This is a genomic window from Streptomyces sp. SA15 (assembly GCF_002291145.1).
GTDB lineage: Bacteria > Actinomycetota > Actinomycetes > Streptomycetales > Streptomycetaceae > Streptomyces.
In genome coordinates, this window is record NZ_NTGE01000150.1 from 132,115 (window position 1) to 148,154 (window position 16,040).

The 16,040-nt window shown below is 70.0% G+C and carries 15 protein-coding genes; 7 read left to right on the top strand and 8 right to left on the bottom strand.

All coding sequences use genetic code 11. The features are described 5' to 3' along the window. The first annotated feature begins 50 nt into the window (after positions 1-50). The 3 genes from CLM62_RS34440 to CLM62_RS34450 are packed head-to-tail and all read left to right on the top strand — an operon-like array spanning position 51 to position 3,591. Positions 51-575: a PadR family transcriptional regulator gene (locus CLM62_RS34440; RefSeq protein WP_095753807.1), complete on the top strand. Its 525-nt coding sequence runs from the start codon at positions 51-53 to the stop codon at positions 573-575. Next, a complete protein-coding gene (locus tag CLM62_RS34445; RefSeq protein WP_095753808.1) occupies positions 572-1,261 on the top strand; it encodes an ABC transporter ATP-binding protein in 690 nt (229 codons plus the stop codon). The genes CLM62_RS34440 and CLM62_RS34445 overlap by 4 nt, the downstream gene beginning before the upstream one ends. Then, complete coding sequence (locus CLM62_RS34450) at positions 1,258-3,591, top strand: FtsX-like permease family protein (protein WP_179382354.1); 2,334 nt, start codon at positions 1,258-1,260, stop codon at positions 3,589-3,591. The genes CLM62_RS34445 and CLM62_RS34450 overlap by 4 nt, the downstream gene beginning before the upstream one ends. A 134-nt stretch (positions 3,592-3,725) precedes the next feature. On the opposite strand, the gene CLM62_RS34455 is transcribed toward CLM62_RS34450, so the two are convergent. Beyond that, positions 3,726-4,691, bottom strand: coding sequence for a LysR substrate-binding domain-containing protein (locus CLM62_RS34455; protein WP_179382355.1), 966 nt, complete (start codon positions 4,689-4,691; stop codon positions 3,726-3,728). Positions 4,692-4,844: 153 nt separating this feature from the next. Here CLM62_RS34455 and CLM62_RS34460 point away from each other — a divergent pair, with 153 nt between their 5' ends. Then, positions 4,845-5,399 carry a peroxiredoxin gene (locus CLM62_RS34460; protein WP_095753810.1) on the top strand — a complete coding sequence of 185 codons (555 nt, stop codon included), beginning with the start codon at positions 4,845-4,847 and terminating at the stop codon, positions 5,397-5,399. Positions 5,400-5,403: 4 nt separating this feature from the next. Next, positions 5,404-5,937, top strand: a complete 534-nt coding sequence (locus tag CLM62_RS34465) for an alkyl hydroperoxide reductase (protein WP_095753811.1) — start codon at positions 5,404-5,406, stop codon at positions 5,935-5,937. A gap of 278 nt (positions 5,938-6,215) precedes the next feature. Here CLM62_RS34465 and CLM62_RS34470 read toward each other — a convergent pair whose 3' ends face one another. The 4 genes from CLM62_RS34470 to CLM62_RS34485 all read right to left on the bottom strand — a co-directional run bounded on the left by CLM62_RS34470 (position 6,216) and on the right by CLM62_RS34485 (position 11,315). Further along, positions 6,216-7,553 (bottom strand): AI-2E family transporter, encoded by a 1,338-nt coding sequence (locus CLM62_RS34470; RefSeq protein WP_095753812.1) that lies wholly within the window; start codon positions 7,551-7,553, stop codon positions 6,216-6,218. A 148-nt stretch (positions 7,554-7,701) separates the two neighbouring features. Further along, positions 7,702-8,397: a transglycosylase SLT domain-containing protein gene (locus tag CLM62_RS34475; RefSeq protein ID WP_179382356.1), complete on the bottom strand. Its 696-nt coding sequence runs from the start codon at positions 8,395-8,397 to the stop codon at positions 7,702-7,704. A 422-nt stretch (positions 8,398-8,819) separates the two neighbouring features. Continuing rightward, complete coding sequence (locus tag CLM62_RS34480) at positions 8,820-10,145, bottom strand: PhoH family protein (RefSeq protein ID WP_095753814.1); 1,326 nt, start codon at positions 10,143-10,145, stop codon at positions 8,820-8,822. Positions 10,146-10,541: 396 nt separating this feature from the next. After that, positions 10,542-11,315 carry an isoprenyl transferase gene (locus CLM62_RS34485; protein WP_095753815.1) on the bottom strand — a complete coding sequence of 258 codons (774 nt, stop codon included), beginning with the start codon at positions 11,313-11,315 and terminating at the stop codon, positions 10,542-10,544. Between the two features lie 674 nt (positions 11,316-11,989). Between CLM62_RS34485 and CLM62_RS34490 the strand changes: the two genes are divergently transcribed. Beyond that, positions 11,990-13,141: a winged helix DNA-binding domain-containing protein gene (locus CLM62_RS34490; RefSeq protein WP_095753816.1), complete on the top strand. Its 1,152-nt coding sequence runs from the start codon at positions 11,990-11,992 to the stop codon at positions 13,139-13,141. 3 nt (positions 13,142-13,144) lie between these two features. Here the strand turns inward: CLM62_RS34490 and CLM62_RS49020 are convergent, their stop codons facing one another. Both CLM62_RS49020 and CLM62_RS34500 read right to left on the bottom strand, forming a co-directional pair. After that, positions 13,145-13,936, bottom strand: a complete 792-nt coding sequence (locus CLM62_RS49020) for a class I SAM-dependent methyltransferase (protein WP_107483842.1) — start codon at positions 13,934-13,936, stop codon at positions 13,145-13,147. A gap of 112 nt (positions 13,937-14,048) precedes the next feature. Continuing rightward, entirely contained in the window at positions 14,049-14,921 is an 873-nt protein-coding gene (locus tag CLM62_RS34500; RefSeq protein ID WP_095753818.1) for an LLM class flavin-dependent oxidoreductase, read from the bottom strand. 89 nt (positions 14,922-15,010) lie between these two features. Between CLM62_RS34500 and CLM62_RS34505 the strand changes: the two genes are divergently transcribed. After that, entirely contained in the window at positions 15,011-15,373 is a 363-nt protein-coding gene (locus tag CLM62_RS34505) for a DUF192 domain-containing protein (protein WP_095753819.1), read from the top strand. Between the two features lie 49 nt (positions 15,374-15,422). On the opposite strand, the gene CLM62_RS34510 is transcribed toward CLM62_RS34505, so the two are convergent. Next, complete coding sequence (locus CLM62_RS34510) at positions 15,423-16,025, bottom strand: hypothetical protein (protein WP_095753820.1); 603 nt, start codon at positions 16,023-16,025, stop codon at positions 15,423-15,425. Positions 16,026-16,040: the final 15 nt, after the last annotated feature.

Here is a 16,040-nt window from a genome sequence, read left to right on the forward strand (position 1 = left end):
AAACACTCAACGTATACATGCGGCGTATACACCGCATGTACAGTCCTCCCATGTCCATCGGTCACACCCTCCTAGGACTCCTGGAGTCCGGCCCGCGCCACGGCTACGACCTGAAGCGGGCCTTCGACGAGAAGTTCGGTCACGACCGGCCGCTGCACTACGGCCAGGTCTACTCGACGATGTCCCGGCTGTTGAAGAACGGGCTCGTCGAGGTCGACGGGATCGAGCCCGGCGGCGGACCGGAGCGCAAGCGGTACGCGATCACCGAGGCCGGGATCACCGACGTACAGCGGTGGCTCGCCACGCCGGAGAAGCCCGAGCCGTATCTGCAGTCCACGCTGTACACCAAGGTCGTCCTCGCGCTGCTCACCCGGCGCGACGCGTCCGACATCCTCGACACGCAGCGCGCCGAGCACCTGCGCATGATGCGGATGCTCACCGAACGCAAGCGGAAGGGTGATCTGGCCGACCAGCTCATCTGCGACCACGCGCTGTTCCATCTCGAGGCCGATCTGCGCTGGCTGGAGCTCACCGCCGCGCGGCTCGACAAGCTGGCCGAGGCGGTGACCAAGTGACTCCTCCCGCCGGTTCCCTGCTCGCGGCCGAGCAGCTGCGCAAGGCCTACGGGCCGACCCTCGCGCTCGACGGCGCCGAGTTCTCCATCCATCCCGGTGAGGTCGTCGCGGTGATGGGCCCGTCCGGGTCCGGCAAGTCGACGCTGCTGCACTGTCTCGCCGGGATCGTGCCGCCCGACTCGGGCTCGATCACGTACCAGGGCCGGGAGATGGCCACCATGAACGACGCCCAGCGCAGTGCGCTCAGGCGCAGCGAGTTCGGGTTCGTGTTCCAGTTCGGGCAGCTGGTGCCCGAGTTGACCTGCGTCGAGAACGTGGCCCTGCCGCTCCGGCTGAACGGCACCTCCCGGAAGGAGGCCGAGCGGACCGCCCTGTCCTGGATGGAGCGGCTGGAGGTCGACGACCTGCGCAAGAAGCGGCCCGGCGAGGTGTCCGGCGGTCAGGGGCAGCGGGTCGCCGTCGCGCGGGCGCTGGTCACCAGCCCGCGGGTGCTGTTCGCGGACGAGCCGACCGGCGCGCTCGACTCGCTCAACGGCGAGCGCGTGATGGAGCTGCTCACGGACGCCGCCCGGTCCACCAACGCCGCCGTCGTGCTGGTCACGCACGAGGCGCGGGTGGCCGCGTACTCCGACCGCGAGATCGTCGTACGGGACGGGAAGTCCCGGGACATGGAGCGGATCGTATGAGCGTGCGGCAGTGGGCCGCGGATCTGGCCATGGGGGTACGGTTCGCCTTCGCCGGCGGGCGCGAGGGTTGGGTCCGGGCCCTGCTGACGGCCGTCGGTGTCGGGCTCGGGGTGGCGCTGTTGCTGCTGACCACCGCGATCCCGAACGCGCTGGCGGTACGGGGCGACCGTGAGGCCGCGCGCATGGACATCTCCTACAGCGAGAAGCCCCTGCCGAAGGCGAACGACACGCTGCTGGTCGCGAACGTGGGAACGACCTTCCGCGACAAGGACGTCCGGGGCCGGGAGCTGGAGCCCGAGGGGGCACGGGCGCCGCTGCCTCCGGGGCTGGAGGAGTTTCCGGCGGAGGGCGAGATGGTCGTCTCCCCCGCGCTGAAGAAGCTGTTGGAGTCGAGTGACGGCAAGCTGCTGCGGGAGCGGCTGCCGCAGCGCGTGGTCGGCACGATCGACGAGAGCGGGCTGGTCGGTTCGGCCGAGCTCGCCTTCTACCGGGGCGGCGACGGGCTCGCGGCGCACGTCGACAGCGGCCGGGTGTCCCGGATCGACGGGTTCGGCGACCGAAACCCGACCTCCGAGGACGCCGATCCCGTACTGATCATGCTGATCCTCGTGGTCTTCGTGGTGCTGTTGATGCCGGTCGCCGTCTTCATCGCCGCGGCCGTACGGTTCGGCGGCGAGCGGCGTGACCGGCGGCTCGCGGCGCTCAGGCTGGTGGGCTCCGACAGCCGGATGACCCGGCGGATCGCCGCCGGTGAGGCGCTCGCGGGCGCGGTGCTCGGGCTGGTCCTCGGTGCGGTCTTCTTCCTGATCGGCCGTCAAGTGGCGGGCTCGGTGGAGGTCTTCGAGATCAGCGTCTTCCCGAGCTACCTCAACCCCTCCCCCGCGCTGGCCCTTCTCGTCGGCCTCGCGGTGCCCGCGGCCGCCGTTCTGGTCACGCTGTTCGCGCTGCGCGGTGTCGTGATCGAGCCGCTCGGCGTGGTGCGTACGGCGAAGCCCGCGCGGCGCCGGCTGTGGTGGCGGCTGCTGCTGCCGCTGGCCGGGCTCGCGCTGCTCTACCCGATGATCGGGCAGGGCCGCGACGACGGCGACTTCAACCAGTACCTGGTCATCGGCGGCGTCATGCTGCTGCTCATCGGCGTGACCGCGCTGCTGCCGTGGATCGTCGAAACGGTCGTCGGCCGACTCGGCGGAGGCGGCGTGGCCTGGCAACTGGCCGTACGCAGGCTCCAGTTGAGCAGCGGTACGGCGGCCCGCATGGTCAACGGCATCGCCGTCGCGGTGGCCGGGGCGATCGCGCTGCAGATGCTGTTCGCCGGGGTGGAGGGCAACTACACGGAGGACACCGGCTACGACGTCTCGCTGGCGCAGATGCAGGTGCAGGTGCCGCCGGGCGAGATGCCGCTCGACGAGGCCGCCGAGAAGCTCCGGCGGACCGAGGGCGTGCGCAAGATCTATGCGTACTCGGAGGGCTATCTCGGCGAGCGGCGCACGGATCCGCAGCTGGGCGCCTCGGTCACCGTCGGGGACTGCGCGTCGCTGCGGGAGGTCGCCGACCTGCCCTCGTGCCGGGAGGGCGACGTGTTCGCCGTACGGGGTGCCGAGTACGACGACACCCCGAAGCTGGCGAGAGCCGGCCGCACGCTGTACTTCGACCCGTCCTACGAGGGCGGCCCGAGGACCGCGGAGACCCCCTGGGTACTGCCGTCGGACCTGAAGCAGGCGCAGACCCGCGAGGGCCCGACCGGTTCGCAGCGGGGCGGCTTCCTGCTCACCCCGAGCGCACTGCCCGAGGCGGCCGCGCCGGCGCTGAGCGGGCAGCTGTATCTCAACCTCGACGAGTCCGTGCCGGACGTGCGCGACCTGGTGCGCAACACGGCGGCGAGCATCGACCCGCTGAACGAGCCCATGGACTGGTACTCGGTCGACCGGGCCGACCGCTACACCGCCATCCGCACCGGCCTGTTCGCGGGCGCCGCGTGTGTGCTGGCGCTGATCGGGGCGAGCCTGCTGGTGTCGCAGCTGGAGCAGCTGCGCGAGCGTAAGAAGCTGCTGTCGTCCCTGGTCGCCTTCGGCACCCGGCGCAGCACGCTGAGCCTGTCGGTGCTCTGGCAGACGGCGATCCCGATCGCGCTGGGCCTGCTGCTGGCGTCGGTGGTGGGGATGACGCTGGGCGCGGTGCTGCTGCGGATGACGGACAACGCGGTGCGCGTGGACTGGCCGAGCGTGCTGTCGATGACCGGCGTCGGCGCGGCGGTCGTCCTGGTGGTGACACTGCTCAGCCTGCCGCCGCTGCTGCGGCTGATGCGGCCGGACGGGTTGCGGACGGAGTGAGTCGCAGGCCACCGGCCCTTCTCTTCGGGGAGGGGCCGGTGGCCTGTGTACGGCTGTGTCTCGTACGGCCGTGTCTCGTACGGCCGTGTCTCGTACGGCCGTGTGTCCTACGGCTGTCTCTGCTACGACCGTTCTCAGGCGTCGGCGTCCAACACCCGTACCGGCAGCGGGTGCAGGGCTGTGCGCAGGGCGGCCGCCAGTTCCTCGTACTCCGCGCTCCGCGCCGCCCCTGTCCGCATGGCGAGGGCGATGCGGCGGGTCGGGGCGGGGTCGGCGAAGTAGCCGGTGAGGAGTTGATCGCTGCGGGTCGTCTCGACCTTGAGGGCGGTGCGCGGGAGCAGGGTGACGCCGAGGCCGCCGGCGACGAGCTGGACGAGGGTGGCGAGCCCGGCCGCGGTCGTGGTGACGGGGGCATCCTCGCGTCCCGCCTCCCGGCAGATGTCCAGGGCCTGGTCGCGCAGGCAGTGACCCTCGTCCAGGAGCAGCAGGTTGAGCTCCTTCAGCGCCTCGCGCGGGATGCCCTCGCGGCCTCCGAGCCAGTGGTCGAGGGGCGTGACGAGCACGAAATCCTCGTCGAAGAGGGGGAGTTCGACGACGCCCGGGACGCCGAGGGGAACGGCGAGCAGCAGCAGGTCGAGGCGTCCGCTGGTGAGCCCCTCGATGAGATTGGCGGTCTGCTCCTCGTGGACCTGGAGGTCGAGATCCGGATAGCGGTCGTGGACCAGCCGGAGGACGGTCGGCAGGAGGTAGGGGGCTACGGTGGGGATGACACCGAGGCGCAGTACGCCCGTGAACGGCGCCCGGACGGCCTCCGCCTCCTCCAACAGCGCCCCCACTTCCTCCAGTACGGCCTTGGCGCGTACGGCGAGCCGCTCGCCGGCGGGTGAGAGCAGCACCTTCCGGGTGGTGCGCTCCAGCAGGGTGACACCGAGGGTCTCCTCAAGCGCGGAGACGGCGCCCGAGAGGGCGGGCTGGCTCATGCCGATCGCGGCGGCCGCGTCACGGAAGTGGAGGTGCTCGGCGACGGCGGCGAAGGCGCGCAGTTGGGCGAGGCTGGGCTGCTTCTTCTTGTTCAGGGCCATACTTCTGTTCAGGGTCATGCTTCACTCACGGTCACTAATAGCCGCTCCCGATCAACTCGACCGAGTGTAGCTATTTCCGTAATCAATGCACCCTGTGCCACCATCGGGATCGTCCAACCCATGGGAAACACCTGGCACATATCGGGTGTTTCTTCGCTGCAAGGAGAGCGTGTGCTCACTGTCGGTGACAAGTTCCCCGAGTTCGAACTGACCGCCTGCGTCTCGCTGGAGAAGGGCGCGGAGTTCGAGAAGATCAACCACAAGACCTATGAAGGCAAGTGGAAGGTGATCTTCGCCTGGCCCAAGGACTTCACCTTCGTGTGCCCGACCGAGATCGCCGCCTTCGGCAAGCTGAACGAGGAGTTCGCCGACCGCGACGCCCAGGTCCTCGGTTTCTCCGGCGACTCCGAGTTCGTCCACCACGCCTGGCGCAAGGACCACGACGACCTGCGGGACCTGCCGTTCCCGATGATGGCCGACTCCAAGCACGAGCTGATGCGCGACCTCGGCATCGAGGACGAGGACGGCTTCGCCAAGCGCGCGGTCTTCGTCGTCGACCAGAACAACGAGATCCAGTTCTCCATGGTGACCGCGGGTTCGGTGGGCCGTAACCCGAAGGAGGTCCTCCGGGTCCTCGACGCGCTCCAGACGGACGAGCTGTGCCCGTGCAACTGGAGCAAGGGCGACGAGACGCTGGACCCTGTCAAGCTGCTGGCGGGTGAGTGATCCGATGTCGCTGGATTCCCTGAAGTCCGCGATACCGGACTACGCCAAGGACCTGAAGCTCAACCTGGGCTCGGTCATCGGCAACTCCGAGCTGCCGGCGCAGCAGTTGTGGGGCACGGTGCTGGCGACGGCGATCGCCTCTCGGTCGCCGATCGTGCTGCGGGAGCTGGGGCCGGAGGCGAAGGCGAATCTGTCGCCGGAGGCGTATACGGCGGCGAAGGCCGCGGCCGCTGTGATGGCGATGAACAACGTCTTCTACCGCACGCGGCATCTGCTGTCGGACCACGAGTACGGCAATCTGCGGGCCGGTCTCCGTATGAACGTGATCGGCAACCCGGGTGTCGACAAGGTCGACTTCGAGTTGTGGTCGTTCGCGGTGTCGGCGATCAATGGCTGCGGGATGTGTCTCGACTCGCATGAGCAGGTGCTGCGTAAGGCGGGGGTGGATCGGGAGGTGATCCAGGAGGCGTTCAAGATCGCCTCGGTGATCCAGGCGGTCGGCGTGACGCTGGATGCGGAAGCGGTGCTCTCCGAGTAACTCGGCCGTGTCTCCGGGGTCCCGTGCACCTACGTGGTGGGCGGGGCCCTCGGCTTTTTCGCCCCCGCCGCCCCTACCCGTCCCATCACCAGGGGCGCCACCCCTTCGACCCCGCCAGGGGGCTCCGCCCCCTGGACCCCCGGCCTATGCCCACCCACCACCCGACTCGGTACCTCGAAAGGTGCACCACCAGGGCGAGCGTCATCGGCCAGCTGGCCGAGTCGGGTGGCGGATGGTTCCGACCCACCGAGCGGGGTGGTGGGCAGGCGAACCGTCCGCTACGGCGCCGGTGGTCCCGGATCCGTCGGCGCCGTAGCCGAGTACGCCCGTAGGTAGCCCACCACCGTGTTGGTCACCGCCACCAACGGAACCGCCACCACCGCACCGCCGATCCCCGCGACCATCCCGCCCGCCGCGACCGACAGGACCACCGCCAACGGGTGCACCCGCACCGCGCGGCCCAGGATGAACGGCTGCAGGATGTGGCCCTCGATCTGCTGCACCGCCAGAACCACCACCAGCGTCATCACCGCCGTGAACACGCCCTGCGTCACCAGCGCCACCACCACCGCCAGCGCACCCGACACCACCGCACCCACCAGCGGGATGAAGGCGAAGAGGAAGATGAAGACGGCGAGCGGGACGGCCATGGGTACGTCCAGGAAGTAGATGCCCAGGCCGATGAAGATCGCGTCGATCAACGCCACTATCACCGTGCCGCGGACATAGGCCGTCAGCGTCCGCCACGCCCTCGGACCCGCGCCCGCGACACCCGGCCGCGCCGCCGCAGGCACCAGCTTCAGCGTCCACTCCCAGATGCGCCGGCCGTCGTAGAGGAGGAAGAGCGTCGAGAACGCCGCCAGCAGAATGCCGGTCAGCGCCTCGACGACGACCGTGACGCCCTCCAGGCCCGCCGAGGTGATCTGGTCGGTGTTCGCGCCGACCGCTTCCCGCAGGTTCTCGGCGATGTCGTTGATCTGCTTGTCGGTGACGTGGAAGGGGCTGTTCAACAGCCAGTTGCGCAACTCGTCGATGCCGTCCTGGACCTGGTCGGAGAGATTGTCGATGTTCTCCATGACCTGCCAGGTCACGAACCAGCCGATCAGGCCCATGACGACGAAGCCGAGGATCGCCGTGAGGGCGGTGGCCAGACCGCGTGGAAAGCCGATCCGCATCAGGCGTGCCACCGCCGGCTGCAGCAGGGCCGTGATGAGCAGGGCCGCCACGAACGCCAGCACCACCAGCTGTACGGCGCTGATGACCCGCATCAACACCCACAGCGTGCCCGCGAGGACGAGCAACCGCCAGCCGGCCTCGGCCGCCACCCGCATCCCCCACGGCACGGCGTGCGCGGGGTCGGGGCGCGCGGCCGGCGCGGGAGCGTGCTCCGGTGGCGGTAGAACGTGGTCGGAGGGCGAGGGCGGGGCTGCATGGTCGGCGGGCGAGAGCGGGGTTGCGTGGTCGGCGGGCGAGAGCGGGGTTGCGTGGTCGGCGGGCGGGGCCGGCTCGGCCTCGGCGTTCTCCCGCTCCACCTCGGCGCGGCGTTCGTCCAACCTCTCGCTGACCGCGGTCAGTCCGGCGCCGACCCGACCGAGCCACCCTGGCACTCGCGACATGATCCGTCCTCTTCCCCCGTCTCTCCCCACCACTCCCCCGGAGTCGTCCCGTCAGACCGTACAGGGCGAAAGCCCCTCCCCTAAGGACGGGGAGGGGCTGCGCGAGGTTGAGACGGGGCCGGGCGCGAAAGGCCGACGGCGCGAGGGCTCAGTACCAGTGGTTGGCCTGCCAGAAGGTCCAGGCCTCACAGGGGCTGCCGTACCGGTCGTTCATGTAGTTGAGGCCCCACTTGATCTGGGTGGCCGGGTTGGTCCGCCAGTCGGAGCCGACGGACGAGTACTTGGAGGCCGGCAGGGCCTGGAAGAGGCCGTAGGCCCCGGAGGAGGCGTTGACCGCCTTGTAGTTCCAGCTGGACTCGTGGTCCACGATGTTGCTGAAGCACTGGAACTGCCCGCTCGGAACCACCTGCGCCGCCATCGACTGGATCTGCGAGACGGAGTACGAGCTGAAGACGGGGAAGTCGGACGGGTCCTTGGCCGCCTTCGCCTTGGCATCGGCCAACGCTTTGGCTTTGTCCCTGGCGGCCTGCGCCGCCTTCTCGGCGGCGTCCTTCTTCTCCTGCGCGGTCTTGGCGGCCGCCTTGCGGGCCGACTCCTCCGCGATCTTCTTGGCGCTCGCGTCAGCGGCGATGGCCTGTGCGTCGGCCTGCTGCGTCAGGGACGCGGTCTGCACCTGAGCCTGCTGACCCGCGGGTATGTCCGCCAGGAGCGTCGAGTCGGCTGCCGTCGCCTCGGCGTCGTTGTTCTGCGCGGTGCTGCCCGAGGCAACTCCGACGACGCTTCCGACAGCGGTGACCGCCGTGGCGGAGGCCACTGCGAATCCCCGGACCGAAATCGGGCTCACACGGTTTCCTTCCAGCATCGCCCGCTTCGGTGACCCTGGCGGACGCAATCGTGCCCCTTGGCACTGGCCTCCCCAACTACGGGGTCACGGGAGGCGCGGGCCCGGTGGGCAACTCCCTTGCGGGGAGCGCCGCGTGGTAACTCGGGCGGCATACGACAGCCATATGGAGTTGATGGTGGTGCTTCTGTTGTGCCGTACCGCTGGGGGTACAGATGTGTCGTATGCGGGGCCTGACAGGAGTGAGACTCTGCCGTAACCGGACGCCGCAAGGCAATTCTGTGTTGCGTGTGAAAGCTCACATCCTGTTTGACCCAGGGGATTCTGAGAAAGCTCCACGCGCGAAGGCGCCGCCCGGCTAGGCTCACTGCCTTTCCCGGACGGCGCCAACTGTCGCGTAACCACCCCGAGATGGGGTGTGTGGGTCAGATGTGCCCGTCTTCCAGCATTTCGGTCACAAGGGCCGCGATCTGGGACCTCTCGGACCGCGTCAGCGTGACGTGGGCGAAGAGCGGATGTCCCTTCAGTTTCTCGACGACGGCGACGACACCGTCGTATCGACCCACCCTCAGGTTGTCCCGCTGGGCCACGTCATGGGTGAGAACCACCCGTGAATTCGCCCCGATACGGGACAGAACGGTCAGCAGGACGTTCCGTTCCAGCGACTGCGCCTCGTCCACGATCACGAACGCGTCGTGGAGGGAGCGGCCGCGGATGTGGGTGAGCGGCAGGACCTCCAGCATTCCCCGCGCGGTGACCTCCTCGATGACCTCGCGGCTGGTGACCGCCGACAGCGTGTCGAAGACCGCCTGCGCCCAGGGGCTCATCTTCTCGGCCTCGGAGCCGGGCAGATAGCCGAGCTCCTGCCCGCCCACCGCGTACAGCGGGCGGAAGACCATCACCTTCTGGTGCTGACGGCGCTCCAGGACCGCCTCGAGCCCCGCGCACAGCGCCAGCGCCGACTTGCCGGTGCCGGCCCGGCCGCCCATCGAGACGATCCCGACGTCCGGGTCGAGGAGGAGGTCCAGCGCGATGCGCTGCTCCGCGCTCCTGCCCTTGATGCCGAACGCCTCGCGATCCCCGCGCACCACCCGGATGCTGCCCTCCGGCGACACCCGGCCCAGTGCCTTGCCGCGCTCGGACTGGATGGTCAGACCGGTGTGCACGGGCAGGTCGGCGGCCTCGGGGACGTGGAGGTGGCCCTCCTCGAAGAGGATGTCCACCTGCTCGCCGGACAGGGTCAGTTCGGACATTCCGGTCCAGCCGGAGGAGTCCGTGATGGCGAGCTCGGCGCGGTACTCCTCGGCGAGGAGACCGACGGACGAGGCCTTGATCCTGAGCGGCAGGTCCTTGGAGACGACGGTGACGTCGAATCCCTCGGCCTGCAGATTGCGGGCGACCGCGAGGATGCGGGAGTCGTTGTCCCCCAGGCGGTAGCCGCTGGGCAGCACGCTGGGGTCCGAGTGGTTGAGCTCGACACGCACGGTGCCGCCGAGGTCCCCGGTCGGGATGGGGGCGTCGAGACGGCCGTACCGCACCCGGTAGTCGTCCAGCAGGCGCAGTGCCTGCCGGGCGAAGTACCCGAGTTCGGGATGGTGCCGCTTGGCCTCCAACTCCGTCACCACGACGATGGGGAGCACTACCTCGTGCTCGTCGAAGCGGTTCAGGGCGTGCGGATCGGCCAGCAGAACGCTGGTGTCGAGAACATACGTGCGCCGGTCTGGCTTGTGGCGCTTTGTGCTGGTCACCACGGAAGGACGTACCCCCTCGGATGAGGTCGGGGAGCGACGGAGTGGAACTGGACCGGTCGACGGCCGCTTGCACGGGCCGAGAACCGGCCCTCCGCCTTCGTCCGTGCTGTGACCGCACGATCGGGCTGGTGCAAAGGGCCTCCCGGGCGGACGGCCCCGTGCCGCCCGCTGAGATCCGACACCCGTGGTTCGGGTGTCGACCTGACTGGCTTATGCCCTCGAACATGCGGTGCCATGCCAGCGCATATGACGGCGCGCTGGTGAACTCCTTGTTACTTCCGTCCCAAAAGGGGGTACTCGGGCGCGCTTCGAAAGACCGCACAGACCGCGGAGCCCTTGCGGGGATTACGCCGGGATTGCGCCGGTACCGCGTCGTACCGCGCCGGATCGGGTCCCTCAGCCGCCGTAACGGCGGTGGCGTGCCGCGTAGTCACGCAGGGCGCGCAGGAAGTCGACCTTGCGGAAGGCCGGCCAGAAGACCTCGCAGAAGTAGTACTCCGAATGGGCGGTCTGCCACATCATGAATCCGGACAGACGCTGCTCACCGCTGGTACGGATCACGAGGTCGGGGTCGGGCTGGTCGCCGGTGTAGAGATGACGGCCGATCATGTCGATGTCGACGGACTCGGCGAGCTTCTCCATCGAGGTGCCCTTGTCGGCGGCGTCGAGGATCATCGAGCGGACCGCGTCGGCGATCTCCTGGCGGCCGCCGTAGCCGATGGCGACGTTGACCAGTATCCCGTCGACGTGCGCCGTGGACTCCTCGGCCTCTTTGATGGTGCGCTGCATCCCCTGCGGCAGCATGTCGAGCGTGCCGACGTGGTGCACGCGCCAGCGGCCGTCGGCGGCGAGGGAGCGGACGGTGTCCTCGATGATCCCGAAGAGCGGGGCGAGCTCCTCCTGAGGCCGGCCGAAGTTGTCGGTGGAGAACAGCCAGAGGGTGACGACCTCGACGTCCGTCTCGGTGCACCAGCCGAGGAACTCCTCGATCTTGTCCGCACCGGCCCGGTGACCCTGGGCGGTGGTGGAACCCGCGGCCTTCGCCCAGCGCCGGTTGCCGTCCACGATGACGCCGATGTGCTTGGGCACCTGGGCGTGGTCCAGGTGGCCTTCCACCCGGCGTGCGTACAGCCTGACGAGCAGGCTGCGCAGTGTGTCGCGCAGGTTCACGTGATTGTCAGCCCCTCCGTGCGGTGGCGGTCCCCGCGAAGCGAAGGGTATCGCGCGGGCGGGCTGGGGCGCCTTGGGTGGGTGGTGCGTCCGTGTTCTGGCGGCTGCGGGCCGGTGGGGGCTGGTCGCGCCCACGCGGCGGAGCCGCATATGTCACAGCCCCGCACCCCTTGGGTAGGCACAGTTGCCGCGCCTTGGGGAGGCCCCCTCGTGCACGGAGAACGATCCCCCTCGTGGGCAGAAAAACGGGCCGGTCCGTGGGGGGGAGACGGACCGGCCCGAGGGGGGGCTTCCACCATAACCCTTTGTAAGTGATGCTGCGTGCATTGGCGTGCCACAACTACTCTCCGGAGTCGGGCGGCAACGGGGCGGTGGCCACGCGAGGGCGGTTTTGTGGCTGGTTCATGGCCGGATCCGGGTGGATTCGGGGTGGAGCCGTGAGGGAACCGGGTTCCCTCCCCCGGGTGACCCCGGCCATGAACGGCCCCTTGACGTTCGCAGGGGGTCGCGGCGCCGCGCAGCCCCCTCCACTGCGCGGTGCCGCCCGCGCAGCTTTGCTGGCGCGAATTGACTTGGTCTGAACCTACGCCAGAGGCGAAAGGGAAGGCCAGCCGCTGCGGATAACAATGCGGAAGCGGACAGGATCTGACCTCATTGCCTCCTACCGTCGGGCCATGACCTTGAACCTCACTTGGGCCCAGGCAAGCGCGCGACGGCTGGAACGGCAGTTCCTGGTCGCGCCGGCCCAGGCCGGTACGCCGGTCGCGGACGTCGTCGGCGCGATGCTCGCCGCGCACGCGCAGGTGCTGTCCGCGGCGGAGGTGTCCGTGGGGGTGCGCGGCACCGGGACGACACGGGCGGACGTACGCGCTGCGCTCTGGGAGGAGCGTTCGCTGGTGAAGACGTACGGTCCGCGCGGGACCGTACATCTGCTCGCCACCGGCGACCTGCCACTGTGGTGCGCCGCGCTGCCGGCGGTTCCGGTCGGCCCGAGTCCCTTCCCCGCGGACGTCCGGATCGGCGAGGAGCAGGCCGAGCAGGTGGTGGCGGCGATCGGGGACGCCCTCGAGGGCGTGTGTCTGACCCTCGACGAGCTGGGCGAGGAGGTTGTCGCCCGCACCGGTTCCTGGGCCGGTGACCTGGTGATGCCCGCGTTCCAGGACATGTGGCCGCGCTGGCGGCAGGTGATGCACCGGGCCGGCCAGTCGGGCGCGCTGTGCTTCGGGCCGAATCGGGGCCGCAAGGTGACGTACACCCGCCCGCCGCACTTCGACCCGCTGCCGCCGCGGGAGGCGGTACGTGAGCTCGTACGGCGGTATCTGCACGCCTATGGGCCGTCGACCGCGGCGTTTTTCGCCAAGTGGCTGGCGGCGCCGACCGGTTGGGCCGGCGGGCTGTTCGGGGAGCTTGCGGCGGCGGGCGAGATCGAGGAGGTCGTCTTCGAGGGCACGCGCGCGTGGGTGGTCGCCGGCGACACCGTCTTCCCCGAGGGGCCGGTCCGGGATGTGCGGCTGCTGCCGTATTTCGACGCGTACGGCATCGCCGCGCAGCCCCGCGAGCTGCTGTTCCCCGGGGAGGCGTACCGGCGGGCCCTGGCGGGCGGCCAGGCCGGGAACTATCCGGTGCTGCTGGTCGACGATGTGGTGGCCGGGGTCTGGCACCAGCGGCGCCAGGGACGTCGTACGACCGTCACGGTGGAGCCGCTCGGGAGCCTGACGGCACGGCAGGAGCGGGAGTTGGGCGAGCGGGCGGCGCGGGTGGGCGAAGTACTTCAGGCCCGGGCGGAGTTGGTGATCGGGGAGGTGACGGTGGGGCCGCACGCGTGAGGGTCACCGGCCTGGTTTGCGGGCCTCGAAGAGGTGGCGGGTGCTGTGCGCGACGAAGGAGCCTTCGGCCTCGATCCGCTCGTGCAGCGCGCGAAGTCGGGGCTCGTACTCCTGGACCGTGAAGCCCGGGACCATCCAGATCACCTTGCGCAGGAAGTGGACGACGGCGGCGATGTCGTAGAACTCCATGCGGAGCCGCTCGGCGCGCAGGTCGACGATCTCCAGGCCGGCGGCCTCGGCGTCCTCGCGCTCCCGGTCGGGGTGGCGGGAGCTGTGCCGCTGGTCGGGCTGGGGCCCGAGGAAGTGCTCGACGAGCTCGAAGGCGCTGCCGGGGCCCACGTGCTGGGCGAAGTACGTGCCCCCGGGCTCCAGCACACGGGCGATCTCCGGCCAGTCGGGACGCACGGGGTGCCGGCTCACGACGAGGTCGAAGGTGTCGTCCGCGAAGGGCAGCGGCGCGCCCTCGGGCGAGGCCACGACGGCGACGCCGCGCGGGCGGAGCAGGGCGGTGGCCTTGGCGACGTTCGGCGGCCAGACCTCGGTCGCGACGGTGAGCACGGGTGCCTGCGCGGCGGCGCCGAGAGCGAAGCCCAGGACCTCCCCTCCCCCGGTGTGGATGTCGAGCGCGGCGGTCGCACCACCCAGCCGCCCGGCCATCGCCTTCGCGTATCCCCAGGAGGGCCGGGCCTCGGTGGCCCGCCCCTTGAACCAGGAGAAGTCCCAGCCCTCGGTGGGGACGGCGGTGCCTTCGGCGACGAGGTCTTCGAAGGTGCGTGTCTGCTCTTGCTCGGCCATGAGGTGATCGTTGCAGGGCGTTGTCGGTGGGCGCTGCTGATTTCTCGGCACTGAGGACCCCGGCACTACCAACTGAGGATCCCGGCAACACCAGCAGAACGTGCTCGTCCGTTCACGGCACCAGCGGCCGGACTTCCTCCGCCGCGAACCGCAGGAAGCCCTCCGGGTCCGGTTCGTCGGCGGTCGGCTGGAGGATCACCGTGTCGGCGCCGGCGTCCGCCAGTCGTTGGACGGCCTCGGCGACCGCGCCGGCGTCCCCGGCGACGCCGAGGTCCGGGACGGACTCCAGACCCTCGTCCACCAGCTCGGCGCGCAGCCGGGATGCGGCATCGGGGCCGGTGGCGGTGAGGAGGTAGACGATCACCTTGTGCGGGTCGGTGCGGCCGGCCGCCTCGCGCCCCTCGTCGATGAGCCCGCGCGCCCGTCGTACGCCGTCGGGCGCGGTGGAGGCGGTGAGGACGGTGCCGTCCGCGGCCTCACCGGACAGCCGCAGCGTGCGCGGCCCGGTGGCACCGGCGAGCACCTCGACGGCACTGTCCGGCGGCCAGTCGAGGGCGACGTCGTCCAGCTTGACGTACCGTCCGTCGGTCGTGATCCGCTCCCCGCGCAACAGGGCGCGCAGCGCGGTGAGATGCTCACGGAGCAGCGTGAGCGGCGACTCGGCGCGAGCGCCGACCTGCCCCATCCAGTCCTGCACGCCGTGCCCGACGCCCAGGATGGCTCGCCCGGGGAACATCCGGTGCAGCGTGGCCGCCTCCATCGCGGTGATGGCGACATTCCGCAACGGCACGGGCAACAGCCCGACACCGATGCGCACACGCTCGGTCCAGGCGAGGGCGGCCGCCGCGGTGGAGATCCCGCCCTCCCGGAAACAGTCCTCCCACAGCCAGAGCTCTTCGAGCCCGGTCTCGTCGGCGAGCCGGGCGAGCGCGCGCAGCCGCTCGGGGGGAAGTTGGGGGCGGAACACGGCACCGAGTCCAGTCATGAGAACTTCCTACCGACCGCCACCGCGTCGGACAACATCTTTACGAGTCAGCCGCCCCATCGGGGGCGCCGGCCGGATGAGGGGGCGGTATGGGGCGATGGAGTGACGGGCGGGGGGAGTTGGTCGTCCATGGGGGCCAGGGGCGTGTTTCGGTTCCGCTGGAGATCGCGGCGTCGTATCGGGCTCGGACCAAAGGGCTGTTGGGCCGTGACTCCGTCAACGGGGCGATCCTGCTCTCTCCAGCCAACAGCGTGCACACCTTCCGTATGCGCATCCCCATCGATGTCGCCTACCTCGACCGGGACCTCAAGGTCATCGCCGTACGCACCATGGCTCCGGGGCGGCTGGGGCTGCCGCGGGTGCGGGCCCGGCATGTGCTGGAGGCGGAGGCCGGGGTGATGGCGGGGTGGGGGGTAGGGGTCGGGGTGCGGGTGGAGGTGGTGGCCGAGTAGGGATTGTCCGGGCGATCCGCCGAATCGCTGCCGATCAGGACCGCGCCACTCAGAATTTGCCCGTCTGCTCCGCCGTACGATGGCCCAGTCGGCCGGCGAACTCGGCGAGGAACCCTGCGGACAACGGCGGCCAGTCCCAGAAGTCGAACGCCAGGGTGCCGAGGGTGAAGCCGGAGCCGAAATCCCACTCCGTGACCGGGACCTGTGCCGCGCAGGACGGACAGACGGCGTTGCCCTCACCGGTCTCCTTCCATGCCGCTATACCGACCGCGAAGGGCTGCCAGGCCTCATCGTCCGGCTCGAACTCCTCCGGGTAGTCGATGATCACGGTCCTCGCGGTGCAGCGCGGACAGGTCGCGGCGTCCGCCTCGTCCACTCCCTGGCCCCCGACGTAGTAGTCCCGGCCGACCATGACGGCGACAGGGCCGGGAAGCCATGTCGGGTCCGGGTCCGGGGAATCGGCCACGGAGCGGCGCCAGTTGGGGCCGGGGAGGTATCCGGTGTCGGTGCTCGGGCTGTACACCCCGTCGCCGGACACCTCCCGCGTGATCAGCCCGTCCTCGACCATCCAGTCGACGATCCGCTCCGCGAGCGGCCCGGCGTCCGCGTCCGTCACCTCCACGTCGACGATCCGCTCGAAGAAGTCCCCCATCGGCCTGCCCCTTGC